Origin of the sequence: Thioclava sp. L04-15 (genome assembly GCF_002020275.1) — a bacterium.
In the GTDB taxonomy this organism is placed as follows: domain Bacteria; phylum Pseudomonadota; class Alphaproteobacteria; order Rhodobacterales; family Rhodobacteraceae; genus Thioclava; species Thioclava marina.
This window is the reverse complement of record NZ_MPZW01000002.1, coordinates 291,730-310,981: the sequence shown is the minus strand read 5'-3', so window position 1 is coordinate 310,981 and position 19,252 is coordinate 291,730. Positions and strand designations below refer to the sequence as shown.

Here is a 19,252-nt window from a genome sequence, read left to right as displayed (position 1 = left end):
CCCTTTGAATGGCTGAAATCAGGCGCCGATCAGAAGCCGGCCTTGATTTTCTCGAACTCCGCCAGTTGCTTCTCGCGCAGTTCGGGCGCGTTCGGCGTCTGGGCGAGGATCGGCGCGTTGATCGGGGTCAGGCCCGCAGTCACGAGTTCTTCTTCCGGCACGAGCTTCATCGCTTCGACATTGGTGTGGCCATAGCCGATCTCGTCGACGAGGACCGGGCCTGCCTCGGGGCGGGTCCAGGCGTTGATGAAGTCATAGAGCTTGTCTTCCGAGCCGGGGCCGTCCTTGAGGTTCACGAAGCCGCAGAACCAGGTCGAGGAGCCCTCTTTCGCTTCGCGCTGGAAGGCGACCGGGTAGTTGTCGTCCTGCAGATAGGCCACGCCGTCATTCCACGACCAGGCCACCAGAACCTCGCCCGAGGCCATCAGCTGCGCCTGCTGCGAGGGATCGGTCCAGTAGCTTTGCACGTTCTTGTTGGCCTCGCGCAGCCAGGCGGCGGCGGCCTGGAATTGCTCGTCGGTCACCTCGGTCCAGTCGGTCACGCCGGTCGCGAGATAGGCCAGCGCCCAGACGTCATCCGAGCTGTCGGGCAGCGAGGTGCGCCCGGCATATTTCGGGTTCACGAACACGTCGAGGCTGGCCACGTCTTCGGCCGGAACCTTTTCGGGGTTATAGGCGATCGCAGTCGCGCCCCAGTCGGTGGGGATGTACCAGACGTTCTTGTCGTCATCGACAAAGATCTTCGAATTCAGGAACTTGGGGTCGATATTCTTGTATTGCGGGATCTTCGAGACGTCCCAGGGCTCGATCAGGCCGGCATCCTTGTATTTCGAGATCATTTGCGAGCACGGATGCGCCGTGTCGGCTTTGAAACCCGAAGCGAGCTTCTGATAGGCCTCGTCATCGTCGCCGAAGAAGGCATAGGTCGGGCTGTCGCCGTATTTGTCGATATAGGGCTGGAACAGGCCCGGAACCTCGAAGCCCGCCCAGTCGAACACGGTCAGGTCAGGATCGGCGGCGCGTACCGGTGTGCTCAGCGCGGCGACGGCGATACCGGCCAGAAGAAGTGCAGATTTTTTCATCACGTATTCCCTGTTGGATGTCATTGTTTTGTGAGAACGCTAGAGCGGTAGTTTCGCCCTCGCAAGAGGCATTTGCGTGATCGCTAGGCAGAATTGATCGCGTATCGCTCACGTGTGATGCCGCTTCGGTGTGCGCTGGTGAAATTTTGGGCGCGAGTGAACCGGAGCGGGATGCGCGCGTAGTTTGTGGAAAGATTTTGGAGGCATGCATGCGCGAAACACAGGTCCTGCTGTGGCTACGACGCGATTTTCGGTTCCACGACAACGCGGCGATGGCGGCGGCGGCGAAGGCGGGCGGGCCGGTGATCCCCGTCTTCATCCATGACGCGCAGGTCGAAACGCTGGGAGCGGCGGCGAAATGGCGGCTCGGGCTTGCGATCGAGAGTTTTGCGAGGGCGCTCGAAGAGAAGGGCTCGCGGCTGGTCTTGCGTCAGGGTGAACCTCTCACGGTGCTGCGCGCGCTGATCGAGGAGACGGGGGCAGGAGCGGTGCACTGGTCGCGCCTCTACGACAAGCCCGGACGCGATCGCGACACGGAGGTGAAATCGGCCCTCAAGGCGGACGGGATCGAGGTCGAGAGCCATCCGGGCCATCTGCTTTTCGAGCCCTGGACGGTCGAGACGGGGCAGGGCGAGCCCTACAAGGTCTATTCCCCGTATTGGCGCGCGGTGAAGGGGCGCGAGATTGCGCCCGAGATTGGGACGGTGTCTGAGCTTCGCGCGCCAAGCAGTTGGCCCATAAGTGAAAAGCTCGGGGATTGGAGGATGGGGGCAGCCATGCGCCGAGGCGCGGCGGTGGTGGCCGAGCATGTCCATGTCGGAGAGAAAACCGCCCGGGCGCGGCTTTCGGCATTCCTGCGCGACCATATCGGACATTACAAATCCGAGCGTGATTTCCCTGCGTCCGGGGCGACTTCGGGCCTGTCCGAAAACCTCACCTATGGCGAGATTTCCCCGCGCACGATCTGGCATGCGGGTTATCGGCACATGGAAGAAGGCGCGCAGGGCGCCGAGCATTTCCTCAAGGAACTCGTCTGGCGCGAATTCGCCTGGCATCTCTTTTACCACTGGCCGGACATGGCCTCCCGGAACTGGCGGGAGGAATGGAACGGTTTCGACTGGAGGCCCGACAACAGCGAAGCCGAGGCGTGGCGGCGCGGGATGACGGGCGAGCCTTTCGTCGATGCCGCAATGCGCGAGATGTATGTGACCGGGACGATGCATAACCGCGCGCGCATGATCGTGGCCTCGTATCTCGCCAAGCACCTGATGACCGATTGGCGGGTCGGGCTGCGCTGGTTCGAAGAGTGCCTGACCGACTGGGATCCGGCTTCGAACGCTATGGGCTGGCAATGGGTGGCAGGGCCGGGCCCAGATGCCGCGCCCTATTTCCGCGTCTTCAATCCCGCGACGCAGGCAGAGAAATTCGACCCCGATCAGCGCTATCGCCGCGATTTCATCGCCGAAGGCCGCGCCCATCCGACGAAAACCGCGCTGTCCTATTTCGACGCGGTGCCAGAAAGCTGGGCGCTGTCACCGAATGCGCCCTATCCCGATCCGATCGTCGATCTGAAGGAAGGCCGCGAGCGCGCGCTCGAGGCCTATCAGCGTCACAAGGGGTAAGCGCGCCGTTCATCTCGTGCGGCAGCGCGCTTCTTTCCGTGCAATCGGGGCGGAAATAGCGTGTCGGCAAAACGCGTTAACGTTGCGTTAGGGATGCGTGTGCCAGTCTTCGAAACGGGCGCAGAAGGCGCTCGCGCGATGACGGGAGGCGCTTTTGATCACACCGATTCTCTTGGCGGGTGGGTCCGGAACCCGGCTCTGGCCGCTCTCGCGACGCTCCTACCCCAAACAATTTACGCCGATGATCGGGGAGGAGACACTGTTTCAGGCCAGTGCGCGCAGGCTCTCCGGCGCCGGGTTCGCGGATCCCGTCATACTGACCAATGCCGAATTCCGTTTCATCGTGACGGAACAACTTTCGGCGATCGGGCAGGAGCCGGGGGCGGTTCTACTCGAACCCGCGGGGCGCAACACCGCGCCCGCGATCCTCGCGGCCACGCTCTGGCTGGCGCAAGATGATCCCGATGCTCTGATGCTGGTTTCGCCGTCCGATCATGTCATCCCCGACGCGGAAGCCTTCCATAAGGCAGTTGCATCCGGCGTTCCCGCAGCGCGGAACGGCAAGCTCGTGACCTTCGGCGTCACGCCCGATCGGCCCGAGACAGGATATGGCTATCTCGAACTTGTCGAGGAGGCACGGGCGCAAGACGGCCCGATCCCGTTGCGGCGCTTCGTTGAAAAACCCGATGCGGTCAGCGCGCAACGCATGTGTGAAAGCGGCCGACACCTTTGGAATGCTGGGGTTTTTCTGTTCAGCGCGAAAGCGATCGTCGCGGCCTTCGAACAGTTTGCGCCCCAACTGCTGGCGCCGCTAACGGATGCGGTGGCGCGGGCACGCGCCGATCTGGGTTTCCTGCGCCTCGATCCCACCGCCTGGGCGGAGGCCGAGGAGATTTCGATCGATTACGCAGTGATGGAAAAGTCACCCGATCTGGTCGTCGTGCCTTTCGCCGGTGGCTGGTCCGATCTTGGCGATTGGGAGGCGGTTCGGCGCAGCCTTCCGGGCGGACGTGACGGGGTTGCGCTTTCGGGGGCGGCCACGGCGATCGACTGCCGTGACAGCCTTCTGCGCTCGGAAGATAGCGGGCTCGAGATCGTCGGGATAGGGCTCGAAGGCATCATCGCGATCGCCATGCCCGATGCGGTGCTCGTCGCCGATCGCTCGCGCAGCCAGGATGTGAAACAGGCGGTCAGCGCGCTCAAGGCGCGCAATGCCGGACAGGCGACGACCTTCCCGCGCGATCACCGTCCCTGGGGCTGGTTCGAAAGCCTCGTCACGGGGGATCGCTTTCAGGTGAAGCGGATCGTGGTGAATCCGGGCGCCGCCCTGTCGCTGCAAAGCCACCATCATCGGGCCGAGCACTGGATCGTCGTGCAGGGAACCGCGAAGGTGACGGTGGATGATCATGTGAATCTGGTGACCGAGAACGAGTCCATCTACATTCCGCTCGGGGCTGTCCACCGCATGGAAAATCCCGGCAAGGTTCCTCTGACATTGATCGAGGTGCAGACCGGCATCTATCTCGGTGAGGATGACATCATCCGCTACGAGGATGTCTACGCGCGCGCCTGAGTGGCAAAATCTCCGCCCGCTTATGGCGGCACGCGCCGCGCCGCGCTATAGGAAGGCCCGAGGGATATCCGTCGGGCCGATGCGGGCCCGCGAAGGAAGGGGCGCGCGATGCTGCGAAAACTGCTCAGCCGGGCGAAGATCTCGAAACTCGGCTTGCGCACGCCGCAGCCTGCACCCGGCCGTCATGGCGTTGCCATCGCAGCGATCGTGCGCAACGAGGCGCGCTTCATCGAGGAATGGGCGCGGTTTCATCACGCGGTCGGTGTGCGTCATTTCGTGATCTATGACGACGCGAGCACCGATGCCACGCGGGACATCCTGCGCGATGTGCTTGCGCCCGAAGCGCTCACGATCATCCCTTGGGCGCAGCGGCTGAGCGACATCCGTCTGGGCCGGGAAATTCATAACCAGGTGCTCGCCTATGCCCATGCGGCCGGAAATTTCGGGTCTGAATTCCGCTGGATGGCCTTTGTCGATGTCGACGAGTTCCTCGTGCCCACCGCCTCGGACAGCCTTGTGCAGTCACTCGAGCCGCTCGGCGACATCCCGAATGTCTCGCTCCCCTGGCATATGTTCGGCTTTTCCGGCCATGAGACCGCCCCCGACGGCGGGGTGCTCGCGAATTACCTGATGCGCGTGCGCGATCCGATGAGCGACGCCCCCGGGATCCGTGCCTTCAAGATGCTCGTCGATCCCTGTCGGCTGACCGCAGTTCGGGTGCACTCGATGGAAAGTGACGCAAGCAGCGAGACCTGGAATGACGCGGGGGTGAAGGCCACGCTCGAGGCGCGTGAAAAGCCGGGGTTCTATTCGACGCAGGCCGTGCAGCTCAATCATTATTACACGCGCTCGAAGGCCGATCTCGAGGCGAAGATCGCGCGTGGGCCGAACCTCGTCGCAAAGACCGATCAATATCGGCGCAAGGTCATGCGCACGGTCAACAGCATCGAGGCCGAGACGGTCGAGGATCTGCGCGCCCGCGATCTGGCGCGCCGGCTCGGGCTGATCGATTAGGGCTTCTTGCGCCAGGCGTCCTCGACCCATTTGGTGGGCCAAAGGAAGTGGCGCAGGTGCCGGAACAGGCTGCCCTCGCGTTCGCCGCGCAGGCCCGCCTTGAGATGCTCCCAAGGGCTCATGTGGCTTGTGCGCTTGTTCCAGCGTCCCGCGATCGCGTCGGGCGGATTGAGCGCCCCGGGGAAGATCACGACTTTGGTGCCCTCGGGCAGTTTGGGTGGCGCGAAGAAATTGATCGGAAACAGTCGAATGCAGTGCCACTTGAAGGTGGCGATCCAGCCTCTCGGCCAGAATTTGACCCCGCCCGGAGTGCGGCGCGTGACGAAGCGTTGCTCGAAGACATATTTCTCGGCCGTGCCCTGCGGATCGGCGAGAAACTCTTCGCGCAGCGGCGCCAGTTTTCCGATCGGAAAGCGATAGAGCGAGGTTTGGCCCAGCCGCTCGAACGGGGTGTTGGGGTTGCGGGTGAGGATCACGTCATCGGGCGATCCATGTTCGAACATCGCGTCGAGATTGCCCGTCACGACGACATCGAGATCGAGAAACAGGACCGGCCCCGACAGCCCGCCGAGATCCGCGCGCCAGAGCCGGGACTTGCCCCAGATCCCCTGGCGCACCTTCGGCATGTCGCAGCCGAGATCGGGCAGCTCCATAGCTGTGATGCCCGGATCGAGCCCTTCGAACGTGTCGGTGAAACAGTAGAAATCGAAGGGCGGCGTGATGTTGCGGGCGACCATCGCGTAAAGGCGGTTGACGTAATCCACGCCGTATTTCTCGCCCCAACGGATGCAGATGACTTGTTTTTTCATGTCGCGCCTCGCCTTTGTCGGGCCCTGCTTACCCTTGCAGGGTGGGCGGAGGCAATGGGTCGAGCTCAGAAGGCATATCCGTGCGCGGCAATTTCGGGGGCGTAAAGTTCGGCGACGAGGGCGGAGGTCTCGTCATCGTAATGGCTTCGGTAATCGCCCTTTCGCGCGGCGCTCTTGCGTGTGCCGCTCTTTGCGTGGGGCAGCCAGCCATCCCAGTCGATCCCGATCGCGGCGAGCGTATCCTTCAAGCCCTCCGCGAGTGTCTCGTAGCGGATGATGCGGTCGGCGGCGATCTGGTTGTTGATCGAATACAGGGGCCAGTTGTCATGGAACTCCAGAGGGACGATGCCACCGAGCGTATCCCCTTTGGCAAGCGCGTGGACGTAATCGGAAAAACTCGGGGGGCTGTCCTTGCCCTTGATACGCCAGAAATAGTCGGAAACTGTTTTGTCCCAGGGATTTCGCACCACACAGAATTTGGTGTAGCCGCGCCATTCCTGCGGGAAGGCCCGCTCGATCGTCGCGGCCGGGCTGTGGGGCGGTTTTCGGCCAAGCAACGGGCGGTAGCTATGGTCGATCGCGCGCGTCACGACCCGCCCGTAGAGTTTTGGCCCGAGCAGCCGAAAGAGCGGCAGCGTTCCGTTCATCTGGCGGTTTGCTTCGCGCTTGACTCGCGCAGTCAGTGGGATGCCCTCGCGCAGGGTCTCGACGATTGCGCTGAGCTGGAGATCCTCGGGACCGAGATAGCGCGCGAGGGCGACGGAGATCGAACTGCCGGCGGTCTTGCGGTTGTGAAGGAAGATGAAGCGATGGGCGTGGCTGAGGATCATTGTGACCTCCTAGCGGAAGAACCGCGGGCGCAGATGCGCGTTGAGTTTTTTCGCGGCGCGCTTGAGCGGGCTCATTTTCTTGCCCCGGCTTCGACCGATATCGCGCAGCGATTCCGGTTCGAGGTGGTAGGCGGGCAGCTTAGCGGAAAGCTCGGCCGGGTCGTCGTTGTCGAAATTGAATTCGATGTAATGCGCGGGCTTGTCGACCATGAAGGCGCGCACGTCCGACAGATGGCGATCCCATTCGGCGCGCCATTCATCCTTCAGCGCCTCGAGATCGCTCAGGCCCCGCGCGGCCATCTCGCGCTTGGCGAATTCGCCGTGGCCATGCTTGAGGCGTGAGGCGATCCACTGTTCGCGGTCGCGCAGGTTCAGCAGCAAGATCGTATCGGGATAGTCGCGCAGGATTTCACGAAAGGCGCCTGCACCATCCCAGGTGGAGCGTCCGTCATTCACGATCAGGTCGCAATAGAAAGTATAGTCCTCGGCACTGTCGAAGACCTTTCGCCCGGCGTCGAGGTTGTCGCGCATCACCTTGCCGATCCGGCGCGGCACGGGCCATCGGTCGCGGATCTTGTGGTGGATGACCCGGTGACCGGCCGCGCGAAACAGCTCCGCCAGCGATCGCGTGCCGCATTTGTTGAAGCCGATCGCCACGACGCGAGGCAAGGCTTGGCGGGGCAGGGTTTGGCTTTGGGCTGGATCGGTCATGCGGGTCTTTCGTCTTGCGGGCGGCGCGGGAAGCTATCTCATTCTTGGCCCGGTGACGCAATCGCGCAAGCGCTGCGGGCAGGCCATGACAAAAGGCCCGCCGATGAGGCGGGCCTTTCGGGATCTGGCTGCGATCTTGGAGATCAGAGGCGCAGGCGGAAGTAGCTCAGCGCGATATTGTCTTCCATGCCCGAGCCGCAATGGCCAAAGGTCGAATTGGAGGTGCCGTCGATACCGCCGCCGGAGACGATGGCGATCCCGTCGATCCCGTTCGACTGGGCGGAGAAGGAGACGTCGCCCGCTGCGATGATCTGGCCGCCATAGAATTCCATCTTGGCTGCGTTCGATACGCCGCCCATGGTGATGAGCTGGGCCCCACCGCCTTCGGCGCAGTTGTCATTTTCGCCCAGACGCAGGCCACTCGGGGCGGAGAAGCTCTTGGCGTCGGTCGAGGTGTTGGTGAAGATCACGTTTTCCAGCCCCGCCGCCTGAGCGAACTTGATCGGGCAACTCGCGAAGACCACGGTGTCGCGCAGCAGATCGCCGTCGATCGTGACCGAGTTGCCCGGACAGCTGAGGCGGTACATCTTGCCGGACTCAAAGCTGGTGGTCAGGACTTTGCCAGCCTTGGGCGTGAGCGTGTAGATCGTCTTGTCGGTGATGTAATCGGGCAGGAAGGAGCTTCCGGCCTCCAGCGAGTTGATGATCTCGTTGATGCGATCGATGATGCGCAACTTGTAGAAAGCGGTGCGCAGCGAGTCTTTCAGACCGTCGTTCTTGGTGAAGCCCGAAGCCGGAATGTCGAGCTTGCTGACATCGGGCATCGAAACGATCGCGCCGGGCTCGAACACGTTGTTTTGGTTGAGCGACACGTAATCCTTCGCGTAGAGGCAGAAGCCCGAGGCGAAGGTGTTGCCCGACTGCAGGTCGATCACGCCGTTCGCGCTCAGACCCTCCACAAGGCAGGCCGGAAGATAGGCCTCGGCCACGGCGGAAGTGTTGATTTCCCAACCGTCATGTCCCGCAAAGCGCGTCAGGAAGGTCGGGGTTTCGTTCTGGCGGTCCGAGCTGCGGCTCGCAGTCACCTTGACGGCGCGATTGAGGTTTTCGTCGTCGCTGTAATTCGTCTGGAAGCTGCCGGTGTCCTCGTTGAAATAACCGAAGACAACGTCGCTGTTGGTCACGACCTGGTCCGATCCATTCCCGAGATTCTGCTGGGCCAGCGCGATCGCCTTGTCGGTCGCAACCTCGAGCGTCGTGGTCGGATCGGAGGCGAGGTAGATCGCACCGAGTGCGGCCGAGTCCGCCGCGTCCTGCATCCGGGCCCGCTCGCGATAGCCGTTCGACACGTCCACGGCGAGACCGCCGACGGCGAGCGTCAGGACGAGCCAGAGCAGGGAGAATTGAGTGAGCGCGCCTTCTTCGGATCGCGCGAAATGTTTGATATCGCCGCTGGACACGTTACGCCTCCTTGTACCGGTAATCCTGAACCGTCAGGGTCATGTCGAGAATTTTGGGAAGAAATTTCGTCGCAACGAGTTTGGACATCGGCACGGTGACGGTGGTGCCGATGATGCCATCAACCTCGGTCGTAGAGACGGTGACGGTGTCGCCGTAATGCGCCAGAAGGGCGGCGACCCGCTCTTCGACTTGCGCTGTCGATTCGAGCCGACCTACCGAATAGGCGCGGTCGACGTCTTCCAGCACACCCTTGATCCGCGCATGCGCGTTGAAGACCATCGAGACGTCGACGGTGATCCCCATCAGGCCGACGAAAAGAGGCAGCCAAAGCAGGCCTTCGATCGTCGCCGATCCCTCTTCATCTCTGATTAGGCGTCGCAGGATACGCATGGCTCACCCCTGACTCACTTACATTTCGCTCTCGCCAAGTTGCGGGCGAATAAGAGCGAGATCGGGTCTGAAATATGGCAAAACTGAGAATTGTTTCGACCAGTCGATCAAGGCCAGGGCATGGCCGCGTCGGTCCGATGCGTTGCGCTGAAGGATCGCGAGGGCTAGAGACGGGCGAGGCCATCAGGAACATCGTCATGACCCCAGCCGCACGCATTGCCGCCGCGATCGAAATTCTCGACCGGATCACGACCGGAGAGCCCTCCGAGAAGGCGTTGACCAACTGGGCGCGTGCCCATCGTTTTGCCGGATCGAAGGATCGCGCCGCGATCCGCGATCATGTCTTCGATGTCCTGCGTTGCAGGGGAAGCTTTGCCGCCCTGGGGGGCGGGCAGGGCGGCCGGGCGCTGATATTGGGCTTGTTGCGCGCTCAAGGCGTCGATCCCGAGACGATCTTCACTGGCGAGCGTTTTGCCCCCGAGCCGCTTGGCCCCGACGAGCGCGCCGCCCTCGATAAACCCGCGCCGCCCGATCTTGCGCGGCGCGACTGGCCGGAGTGGTTGCTCGCGCCGCTGACCCAGCGGCTGGGATCTGAGTTCGACACCGTGACCGAGGCGATGCGCGCCCGCGCGCCGGTTTTCGTCCGGGTGAACATCGCGCGCACCACGCCCGACGCGGCGATCGCCGTTCTGGCCGAGGACGGGATCCAGGCGGAGGCGCATCCCCTGAGCCCGAGCGCCCTGCAACTTGGCGAAGGCGCACGCCGGATCCAGCAGTCGCGGGCCTATCAGGAGGGGTTCGTCGAATTGCAGGATGTCTCGTCACAGGCGGCTGTCGGGCAAATCCCACTCGCGCCGGGGATGCGGATCCTCGACTATTGCGCCGGAGGTGGGGGCAAGGCGCTTGCTCTGGCCGCGGCGTGCCCAGATTGCGAGATCTGCGCGCATGACATCGATGCCGGTCGCATGCGCGATCTGCCACTGCGCGCGGACCGGGCGGGGGCCCGGGTCTCGATCTGTGCACCGGGTAAGCCGGGGGCGGGCTACGACCTCGTTCTTGTCGATGCGCCGTGTTCGGGGTCGGGGACCTGGCGACGCACGCCCGAGGCGAAATGGCGCCTGACACCGGAACGGCTTGGTGATCTCGTCGCGCTTCAGGCGCGCATCCTCGATGAGGCGTCGGCGCTGGTCGCGCCGGGCGGGCGGCTGGTCTACATGACATGTTCGCTCCTTGCGGATGAAAACGACGCGCAGGCTGCGGCATTCGCCGGGCGCGCAGGCTGGGATCTGGTCTCGCAACAGTCCTACAGCCCCGCGACAGGCGGTGACGGATTCTTCGTCGCTCAATTTGAACGCAAAGCGTAAACGCGCCCTTAAAGACTCGCCTCCAGGTGGAATGTCTGCTCTTGTTAATGCGGCCTTAACGCTTTTGACGCGCTATTGGGGCGAGACGATTCATCCAAGGAGGTTCGCGTGGCGCGAAACGAGCTGGCGCTGCAACCCCTGTCGAAAACCTTGGCGACGCTCGCCCCGGGGGCGGTCTATCTTGCGCTCGCGGCTCTGGTTGCGGCGGGTGCGGCGGTGGTTGTGCCCGACCGGTTGACGACTTGGCTGTTGCTTTCGGTGGCGGGAACGCTGCTGGTGACCTCGCTGGTGATGCGGCTGGCATTCGTGGCGCAGCGCGCACGCCAGTCGAAACTGCAAGATGCGTTGGCGCAATTCATCTCGCATGACGCGTCGCCCAGTTTCTCCACCGATGAGGCGGGTGAGATCGGCTATCAGAACCGCGCGGCGCTCGAGCGGTTTGGCTCGCGGGGCGGGCAGGCGCTGGCGCGCACGCTGGCGGAGCTGTTCGCCGATCCCGCGGCGGTGCTGCGGCGCTTGCAGAACAAGGCCGCTGCGATGGGGGCAGCCCGGGAGGATCTCGTTACCCGGCGCGGGCATCTGCGTCTCTCGGTTCATCGCATCGGTGAGGCTGGCTTTCTCTGGCGACTGGAGGATATGGCGGAGCGGGTGATCGGCGGGCGCGGCGCCGAGACGATCAGCCTGCCGATGCTGACGGTTTCCAAGGGCGGAACCATCCTGTTCATGAACGAGGCGTTGCGTCGCCTCGTGGGGGAGCGGGTGCGATCGCTCGACCGGATCTTCGCGGATTTACCGCTGCGCTCGGGCGAAGAGCATGAGATCCGCACCGAAGAGGGAGCGGTGAGCGCCGTCGTGGCGCAGATTGAGGGGGCGGCGGGACGGTCCGAGGTCTATCTGCTGCCCATCGCGGGGCCGCGGCGCGGCGCAGAGGGCGCGAATTTCGAAGCGCTGCCCGTGGCGCTCTTGAAACTCAGCGCGCACGGGAAAGTGCGCGCGGCGAACCGCGCGGCGCGCGGGCTGCTTGGGCGGGTCGAGCCGCAGCTGCGGCTCTCGGATCTGCTCGAAGGGCTGGGGCGGCCGGTCTCGGATTGGGTGAACGAGGCTCTCGCGGGGCGCGCGGACGGACGCCCCGAGGTCTTGCGCGTCCGGCGTGGCGATCGGGAAGTTTTCCTTCAGGTGACCTTGTCGCGTATCCTCGAAAACGGGCGCGCAGGGCTGCTTGCGGTGCTCTCGGACGCGACCCAGCTCAAGACGCTCGAGGCGCAATTCGTGCAAAGCCAGAAAATGCAGGCCATCGGCCAGCTTGCTGGTGGTGTCGCACATGATTTCAACAACTTGCTGACCGCGATTTCAGGCCATTGCGACCTCTTGATGCTTCGCCACGACAAGGGCGATCCCGATTATGCCGATCTCGACCAGATCAGCCAGAATGCGAACCGCGCCGCGGCTCTGGTCGGGCAGTTGCTCGCATTCTCTCGCAAGCAGACACTCAAGCCGCAGATCCTGGACCTGCGCGATACGCTCTCTGAATTGACCCATCTGCTCAATCGTCTTGTGGGAGAAAAGGTCTCGCTCAGCATCTCTCATGCGCCCGAGTTGTTACCCGTTCGGGCCGACAAGCGTCAACTCGAGCAGGTGATCATGAACCTTGTCGTGAATGCCCGGGACGCGATGCCGGGAGGCGGGCAGATAAGGGTAGAGACGGGGATGCGCCGGGTTGACGGCGACGAGTTGCGCGATCGCGTCACGGTGCCCCAGGGCGATTATGTCGTGATCAAGGTTGATGACGAGGGGATCGGCATTCCGACCGATAAACGCAGCAAAATCTTCGAGCCATTCTTCACCACGAAACGGACGGGCGAGGGGACCGGGCTCGGGCTGTCGACGGCTTACGGGATCGTCAAGCAGACCGGCGGTTACATCTTTTGCGATTCAGTGGTGGGGACGGGGACGAGCTTCACGATCCTGCTGCCCGCCTTCGACCAGCTCGCCGAGGCGGATGATTCCGAGCCGAAGGATCTGCCCCTCGGTCTTACGTCCGATCGGCTTGCGGTCAATGCGCAAGCCGCGGGGCCCGCCTTTGCGTCGCGGCGGGGCGAGACCGAAGCGGAGCAGGCTGGGGGAGAGGCCCGGCCCGCCCCCGCGATGCGCGCAGATGCGACGGTGCTCCTTGTCGAGGATGAGGCGCCCGTGCGCGCCTTCGCGTCGCGTGCGCTCAAGTTGCGCGGCTACACGGTGCTCGAGGCCGACAGCGCGGAAGAGGCGCTTGAATTGCTCGAAGATCCGGGGCTGGCCGTCGATATTTTCGTCACGGACGTGATCATGCCCGGGCGCGACGGACCAAGCTGGGTGCGCGAGGCGCTCAAGGCACGTCCCGGTACGCGCACCGTTTTCATGTCCGGCTATGCCGAGGATGCGTTCCAGAACGGCACCTCACCGGTCGAGAACTCCGTTTTCCTTCCGAAACCCTTCTCGCTCAGCGAGTTGACCGCGACGGTGCAAGAGCAATTGGGATGACCGCAGTCACTGGCAAATCTGCGCGTAGAGCGCGAGATCGCGGGCCATCGTTTCACGCAAGGCGACTTCGGTTTCAGCGCTCAGCCCGACATCTGCGGCGGGCGGCACGTTCACGCGCGGCAGCGTGATGGCGAAATCGAGATTGTCTTCGAGGAAATGCACGAAATCCCCGATGCGCTCATAGGGGAAAATGCGATCCACCAGCGGCGTCCCGGATGCGTCGCAAAGAAACTCCGCTTGGGTCGGGATGTCGATAGATCCCGGTTTCGGGCCCGCCATGAAATCGCGCGCGAATTGCTCGAAACTGTAGGCGGACGCTAGGGCCGGGTCGCTCGCGCCGCCATCGAAGAGACGGAAGCGATACCACGACCGCAACCAGTCGATCGGTTCGCGCATCAAGGCGATCGTTGTGAACGGAGCCCCCGCCTGTGCGCTCAGAAAGGGGGCGAAATGGGTGCGAAAATCGCGGGCGCTGACATGTTTGAGTTCGGGCGGGCGCGTCACGGCAAGTTCGGCGAGTGGCTCCAGCGCAGCCTCGATTGCGGAAGATCCCGCTTTGGGCGTCGCAAGAAAAGCCAGCCTTTGTTTCCAGAAAATCAGCATCTGTCCCGCATTGGTCGAAAATTTGTTCCCGTCATAATTGCCGGCCCGTTCGGCGTAAACCGTTCTTTAACCATGCACGCGCAGGATGAACTCCGAAGAAATTGATTGAAATGTTCTTGTTTCGTGCGCATAGTGCAAAAGAGAACATTATAGAAACAAGCGGGCGACCGGGCTGCATTGCCGACACGCCTCGGTTATGGAATAAGGAAGCGGACAATGGCAGTAGCGAAGCTTTTCGAGATGGACAAGAACTCCAAGGCAGACAAGCAAAAGGCGCTCGACTCGGCGCTTGCGCAGATCGAGCGGCAATTCGGCAAGGGCTCGATCATGAAGCTCGGCGGCGACACGCCCGCGCGCGAGATCGAGGCGACCTCGACCGGCTCGCTGGGCCTCGATATCGCGCTCGGGATCGGCGGTCTGCCCAAGGGGCGGATCATCGAGATCTATGGGCCGGAGAGCTCGGGCAAGACGACGCTGACGCTGCATGCGATCGCGGAAGAGCAGAAGAAGGGCGGCGTTTGCGCCTTTGTCGATGCCGAACATGCGCTCGATCCGCATTATGCGCGCAAGCTCGGCGTCGATCTCGACGAGTTGCTGATTTCGCAGCCCGACACGGGCGAGCAGGCGCTGGAAATCGTCGATACGCTGGTGCGTTCGGGCGCGGTGAGCCTCGTCGTGGTCGACTCCGTCGCGGCACTGACGCCGAAATCCGAGATCGAAGGCGATATGGGCGATCACACCGTCGGCGCCCAGGCTCGCCTGATGAGCCAGGCGATGCGCAAGCTGACCGCCTCGATCGGGCGCTCGAACTGCATGGTGATCTTCATTAACCAGATCCGCATGAAGATCGGCGTGATGTTCGGCTCGCCGGAAACCACCTCGGGCGGGAATGCGCTGAAATTCTACGCCTCCGTGCGCCTCGACATTCGCCGCATCGGTGCGATCAAGGATCGTGACGAGGTCGTGGGCAACCAGACCCGCGTGAAAGTGGTGAAGAACAAGGTCGCACCGCCCTTCAAGCAGGTCGAGTTCGACATCATGTATGGCGAGGGCATCTCGAAGATGGGCGAGCTTGTCGATCTGGGCGTGAAAGCCGGGGTCGTCGAGAAATCGGGCGCCTGGTATTCCTACGGTGACGAGCGCATTGGTCAGGGCCGCGAAAACGCGAAGACGTTCCTGCGCGAGCATCCCGATATCGCCTATGAGATCGAGGACAAGATCCGCGCCAGCCACGGGCTCGAATTCGACAATATGTCGGAAGATGATGCGCTGACCGAAGACTGATCGGCGCATACAGGGATTGCAAAGGCCGGGACCGCGACGTCCCGGCCTTTTTCGATTGCTGGACAGGGCGCGGGGGCGGCGTTAAACGGGTTCGAACCAGCCCGATCAGGCGAGACAGGACGATATGCCCAGCCTTAACGAAATCCGCTCCACTTTCCTCAATTTCTTCGAACGCAACGGCCACCGGGTCGTCGACAGCTCGCCCCTCGTTCCGCGCAACGACCCGACGCTGATGTTCACCAATTCCGGCATGGTGCAGTTCAAGAACTGCTTCACCGGGGTGGAGAAGCGCGACTACAACCGCGCCACGACCGCGCAGAAATGCGTTCGCGCGGGCGGCAAGCACAATGACCTCGACAATGTGGGCTACACCGCGCGCCACCATACCTTTTTTGAAATGCTGGGGAATTTCTCCTTCGGCGATTATTTCAAGGAAGGCGCGATCCCCTTCGCCTGGGAACTTCTGACCAAGGATTTCGACATCCCGAAGGATCGCCTGCTGGTCACTGTCTACCATACCGATGACGAGGCGGCCGAGATCTGGAAGAAGGTTGCGGGCCTTCCCGACGAGCGGATCATCCGCATCCCGACCTCGGACAATTTCTGGCAGATGGGCCCGACCGGGCCTTGCGGCCCCTGCACCGAGATCTTCTTCGATCATGGCGACAAGATCTGGGGCGGTCCGCCCGGGTCGCCCGAAGAAGATGGCGATCGCTTCATCGAGATCTGGAACCTCGTCTTCATGCAGAACGAGCAGTTCGAGGATGGCTCGATGCGCGCGCTCGACATGCAATCTATCGACACGGGCATGGGGCTCGAGCGGATCGGCGCGCTCTTGCAGGGCAAGCACGACAACTATGACACCGACCTGATGCGCCACCTGATCGAAGCCTCGGCCAATGTGACCGATGGTGCGCCGGACGGGCCGGGCAACGTGCATCACCGCGTGATCGCGGATCACCTGCGCTCGACTTCGTTCCTGATCGCGGATGGGGTGATGCCCTCGGCCGACGGGCGCGGCTATGTGCTGCGCCGCATCATGCGCCGCGCGATGCGCCACGCGCATCTGCTGGGCGCGAAGGATCCAGTCATGCACCGCCTGGTGCCGGCGCTGGTGCGCGAGATGGGCGCGGCGTATCCCGAGCTTGGTCGCGCGCAGGCGTTGATCGAGGAAACGCTGCATTCGGAAGAAACGCGCTTCAAGACCACGCTCGATCGCGGGCTGAAGCTGCTCGACGAGGCGCTCGTGGATCTGCCCGAGGGCGACAAGCTGCCGGGCGAAACCGCGTTCAAGCTCTATGATACCTACGGCTTCCCGCTCGATCTGACGCAGGATGCGCTGCGTGAGCGAGATCGTGAGGTCGATACCGAAGGCTTCGACGCCGCGATGGAAGAGCAGAAGGCCAAGGCGCGCGCCAGTTGGTCGGGTTCGGGCGAGGCGGCGAATGCCGCGATCTGGTTCGACATTGCCGAAAAGCTCGGGGCGACCGAGTTCCTGGGCTACGACACCGAAACGGCCGAGGGTCAGATCACCGCGCTGGTGGCGGACGGGGCCGAGATCGCCAAGAGCAATGGGGAAGTGCAGATCGTGGTCAACCAGACCCCGTTCTATGCCGAAAGCGGTGGCCAGGTCGGCGATCGCGGCTGGATCGTGACCGAGACCGGCAAGGCCGAAGTGACCGACACGAAAAAGGTCGCGGGCGTCTTCATCCATTTCGCGAAGGTAACCGAGGGCGAGATCGCCAAGGGGCAGGGTGCGAAACTGGAGGTGGATCATGCCCGCCGTAGCTCGATCCGGGCGAACCACTCGGCGACGCACCTTCTGCACGAGGCGCTGCGCCGGACGCTGGGCGAGCATGTCGCTCAGCGCGGCTCGCTCAACGCCGAGGATCGTCTGCGGTTTGACTTCTCGCATAACAAGGCGCTCTCGCCCGACGAGATTGCGAAGATCGAGCGTGAAGTGAATGATTTCATTCGCCAAAACACGCCTGTGGAAACGCGGATCATGACGCCCGACGATGCGCGCGATCTTGGCGCGCAGGCGCTGTTCGGCGAGAAATACGGCGATGAGGTCCGTGTCGTCTCGATGGGTGAGCTGAGCAATTCCGGCAAGGGCACGAGCGGCAATGTCTATTCGCTCGAACTCTGCGGCGGCACCCATGTGAAGCGCACCGGCGATATCGGCACCTTCGTTCTGACCAGCGAGAGCGCGTCCTCGGCCGGTGTGCGCCGGATCGAAGCGCTTACCGGCGATGTTGCGATGGCCGAGTTGCGCCGCCGTGATGCGCTTCTGGGCGAGATCGAGGGGTTGATGAAGACCTCCGAGCAGGACGTGCTCGCGCGTCTTCAGGCGATCCTCGACGAGCGCAAGACGCTCGCCAATGAAGTGGCACAGCTGCGCCGTGAACTGGCGATGGGCGGCGGGTCCTCGAGTGGACCTAAAGTGATAGAAATCAATGGGATGAAGTTCGTTCCTCAAGTGGTTTCGGGCGTCACGGGCAAGGATCTTCCCGGCATCTTGGACGAACTGAAGGAGAAGGTCGGCTCGGGCGTGATCCTCGTGGTCGCGGATGCGGGCGGCAAGGCCGCCGTGGCGGCTGGCGTCACCAAGGACCTGACCGACAAGGTCAGCGCCGTCGATCTCGTGAAGGCTGCCGCGCAGGCGCTTGGCGGCAAGGGTGGCGGTGGCCGACCCGACATGGCGCAGGCCGGTGGGGCCGATCCGTCGAAGGCCGATGAGGCTGTGGCGGCTGTGAAATCTGTTCTGGAGGGGCTGTGATGGCGGGTGCGTTCTGGATTGCACATGTGAAGGTTCTCGATGCCGAGGCGTACGGCAAATATGCCGAAGGTGCGGGGCCGGCGATTGCAAAACATGGCGGGCGCTTCCTGGCGCGCGGCGCGCGTTACGTGCAGCTCGAAGGCAATGACCGGGCGCGCAACGTGGTCGCCTGGTTCCCCTCGCTGGAGGCCGCCGAGACCTGCTATCACTCCAACGATTATCAGGCCGCGCTCGCCCATGCGAAGGGCGCTTCCGAGCGCGATCTGGTCATCGTCGAGGCGATGGAAGACGTGTCTTTCGGTTGAGCTTTGCCCTGTAAGGTATTGAACTGAAATGTGTCGCTGGGCCGCTTATATCGGGGATCCGATCTTTCTCGAAGAGATCGTCGCGCGGCCCAGCCACTCGCTCATTCACCAAAGCCAGTCCGCCACGCTGGGCCATACCGCGATCAATGCGGACGGGTTCGGGGTGGCCTGGTATGGTGAGAAGCCCGAGCCGGGGCTCTATCGCGACGTGATGCCCGCCTGGTCCGATCCGAACCTGCGCTCGCTTACCGCGACGGTGAAATCGCCGCTGTTCCTTGCCCATGTGCGCGCCTCGACCGGCACGGCGACGAGCCGCAACAACTGCCATCCCTTCGTCGTTGGTCGCTGGTCATTCATGCATAACGGCCAGATCGGCGGTTACGATGATTTCCGCCGCGCGGGTGAGATGATGATCCCCGACAGCCTCTATTGTCAGCGCAAGGGTGCGACCGATAGCGAGGCGCTGTTCTTGATCGCGCTGTCCGAGGGGCTGGAGGCGGATCCGAAAGCCGCGCTGGAGCGGGCGGTGGCGCGGTTCGAGACGCTCTCGCGCGAACGCGGGAGCGCGCCTTACATGCGCCTGACGGTCGCCTTTTCAGATGGCGTGCGGCTTTATGCGGCGCGCTATGCGAGTGATGAACACGCGCCCTCGCTCTATCATCGCTGGTCCGAGACCCGGCGGGGGCGGGCTCTGGTGTCCGAACCGCTCGAAGTGGAGGAATGCGATTGGGAAGAGGTCCCGCCCGGGTCCTTCTGTATCTTCGAGGGCAAGCGCGTCGAGATTACGCCCTTCGAGCCTTTCCGCTGTGCCGCGCGCACGCCCGAGAATGCTCTGGACGGGCTTGCGCGAAGGGCGTAACACTTTGCCCATGACGACGAAGACCCTCACCATTTGCTGCATTATCCGC

General features: G+C 63.2%; 17 protein-coding genes. 10 read left to right on the top strand and 7 right to left on the bottom strand.

The window, feature by feature from the left end; all coding sequences use genetic code 11:
* Positions 1-29 precede the first annotated feature (29 nt).
* The gene (locus BMI90_RS07630; RefSeq protein WP_093469857.1) at positions 30-1,082 is read right to left on the bottom strand and encodes an ABC transporter substrate-binding protein; all 1,053 of its coding nucleotides are present in this window, start codon (positions 1,080-1,082) and stop codon (positions 30-32) included.
* Between the two features lie 209 nt (positions 1,083-1,291).
* Between BMI90_RS07630 and BMI90_RS07625 the strand changes: the two genes are divergently transcribed.
* From BMI90_RS07625 to BMI90_RS07615, 3 genes are all read left to right on the top strand, one after another.
* Positions 1,292-2,704: a deoxyribodipyrimidine photo-lyase gene (locus tag BMI90_RS07625; RefSeq protein ID WP_078527818.1), complete on the top strand. Its 1,413-nt coding sequence runs from the start codon at positions 1,292-1,294 to the stop codon at positions 2,702-2,704.
* 154 nt (positions 2,705-2,858) lie between these two features.
* Complete coding sequence (locus BMI90_RS07620) at positions 2,859-4,277, top strand: mannose-1-phosphate guanylyltransferase/mannose-6-phosphate isomerase (RefSeq protein WP_078527816.1); 1,419 nt, start codon at positions 2,859-2,861, stop codon at positions 4,275-4,277.
* A gap of 108 nt (positions 4,278-4,385) precedes the next feature.
* Positions 4,386-5,291 (top strand): glycosyltransferase family 92 protein, encoded by a 906-nt coding sequence (locus tag BMI90_RS07615; RefSeq protein ID WP_078527814.1) that lies wholly within the window; start codon positions 4,386-4,388, stop codon positions 5,289-5,291.
* On the opposite strand, the gene BMI90_RS07610 is transcribed toward BMI90_RS07615, so the two are convergent.
* From BMI90_RS07610 to BMI90_RS07590, 5 genes are all read right to left on the bottom strand, one after another.
* A complete protein-coding gene (locus BMI90_RS07610; protein ID WP_078527812.1) occupies positions 5,288-6,100 on the bottom strand; it encodes a glycosyl transferase in 813 nt (270 codons plus the stop codon). The genes BMI90_RS07615 and BMI90_RS07610 overlap by 4 nt on opposite strands.
* Before the next feature lie 65 nt (positions 6,101-6,165).
* On the bottom strand, positions 6,166-6,930 hold the full coding sequence (locus BMI90_RS07605; protein ID WP_078527810.1) for a sulfotransferase family 2 domain-containing protein: 765 nt from the start codon (positions 6,928-6,930) through the stop codon (positions 6,166-6,168).
* Between the two features lie 9 nt (positions 6,931-6,939).
* Positions 6,940-7,641, bottom strand: a complete 702-nt coding sequence (locus BMI90_RS07600) for a sulfotransferase (protein WP_078527808.1) — start codon at positions 7,639-7,641, stop codon at positions 6,940-6,942.
* Positions 7,642-7,784: 143 nt separating this feature from the next.
* The gene (locus BMI90_RS07595) at positions 7,785-9,101 is read right to left on the bottom strand and encodes a TadE/TadG family type IV pilus assembly protein (RefSeq protein ID WP_146642527.1); all 1,317 of its coding nucleotides are present in this window, start codon (positions 9,099-9,101) and stop codon (positions 7,785-7,787) included.
* 1 nt (position 9,102) lies between these two features.
* Positions 9,103-9,492 carry a hypothetical protein gene (locus BMI90_RS07590; protein ID WP_078527805.1) on the bottom strand — a complete coding sequence of 130 codons (390 nt, stop codon included), beginning with the start codon at positions 9,490-9,492 and terminating at the stop codon, positions 9,103-9,105.
* Between the two features lie 197 nt (positions 9,493-9,689).
* On the opposite strand from BMI90_RS07590, the gene BMI90_RS07585 reads away from it, so the two are divergent.
* The gene (locus BMI90_RS07585) at positions 9,690-10,856 is read left to right on the top strand and encodes an RsmB/NOP family class I SAM-dependent RNA methyltransferase (protein ID WP_078527803.1); all 1,167 of its coding nucleotides are present in this window, start codon (positions 9,690-9,692) and stop codon (positions 10,854-10,856) included.
* A 291-nt stretch (positions 10,857-11,147) separates the two neighbouring features.
* A complete protein-coding gene (locus BMI90_RS07580; protein ID WP_210401932.1) occupies positions 11,148-13,373 on the top strand; it encodes an ATP-binding protein in 2,226 nt (741 codons plus the stop codon).
* A gap of 6 nt (positions 13,374-13,379) precedes the next feature.
* Here BMI90_RS07580 and BMI90_RS07575 read toward each other — a convergent pair whose 3' ends face one another.
* On the bottom strand, positions 13,380-13,769 hold the full coding sequence (locus BMI90_RS07575; protein ID WP_245794924.1) for a hypothetical protein: 390 nt from the start codon (positions 13,767-13,769) through the stop codon (positions 13,380-13,382).
* 54 nt (positions 13,770-13,823) lie between these two features.
* On the opposite strand from BMI90_RS07575, the gene BMI90_RS18945 reads away from it, so the two are divergent.
* The 5 genes from BMI90_RS18945 (at position 13,824) to BMI90_RS07555 (ending at position 19,203) form a co-directional block, all read left to right on the top strand.
* Positions 13,824-14,081, top strand: a complete 258-nt coding sequence (locus BMI90_RS18945; RefSeq protein WP_245794923.1) for a hypothetical protein — start codon at positions 13,824-13,826, stop codon at positions 14,079-14,081.
* Positions 14,082-14,192: 111 nt separating this feature from the next.
* Positions 14,193-15,260 carry a recombinase RecA gene (gene recA / locus BMI90_RS07570; protein WP_078527799.1) on the top strand — a complete coding sequence of 356 codons (1,068 nt, stop codon included), beginning with the start codon at positions 14,193-14,195 and terminating at the stop codon, positions 15,258-15,260.
* A gap of 124 nt (positions 15,261-15,384) precedes the next feature.
* Positions 15,385-18,039, top strand: coding sequence for an alanine--tRNA ligase (gene alaS, locus BMI90_RS07565; protein WP_078527797.1), 2,655 nt, complete (start codon positions 15,385-15,387; stop codon positions 18,037-18,039).
* Positions 18,039-18,344 carry a DUF1330 domain-containing protein gene (locus tag BMI90_RS07560; protein WP_078527794.1) on the top strand — a complete coding sequence of 102 codons (306 nt, stop codon included), beginning with the start codon at positions 18,039-18,041 and terminating at the stop codon, positions 18,342-18,344. Before alaS ends, BMI90_RS07560 begins: the two co-directional genes overlap by 1 nt.
* Positions 18,345-18,372: 28 nt before the next feature.
* A complete protein-coding gene (locus BMI90_RS07555; RefSeq protein WP_078527792.1) occupies positions 18,373-19,203 on the top strand; it encodes a class II glutamine amidotransferase in 831 nt (276 codons plus the stop codon).
* Positions 19,204-19,252: the final 49 nt, after the last annotated feature.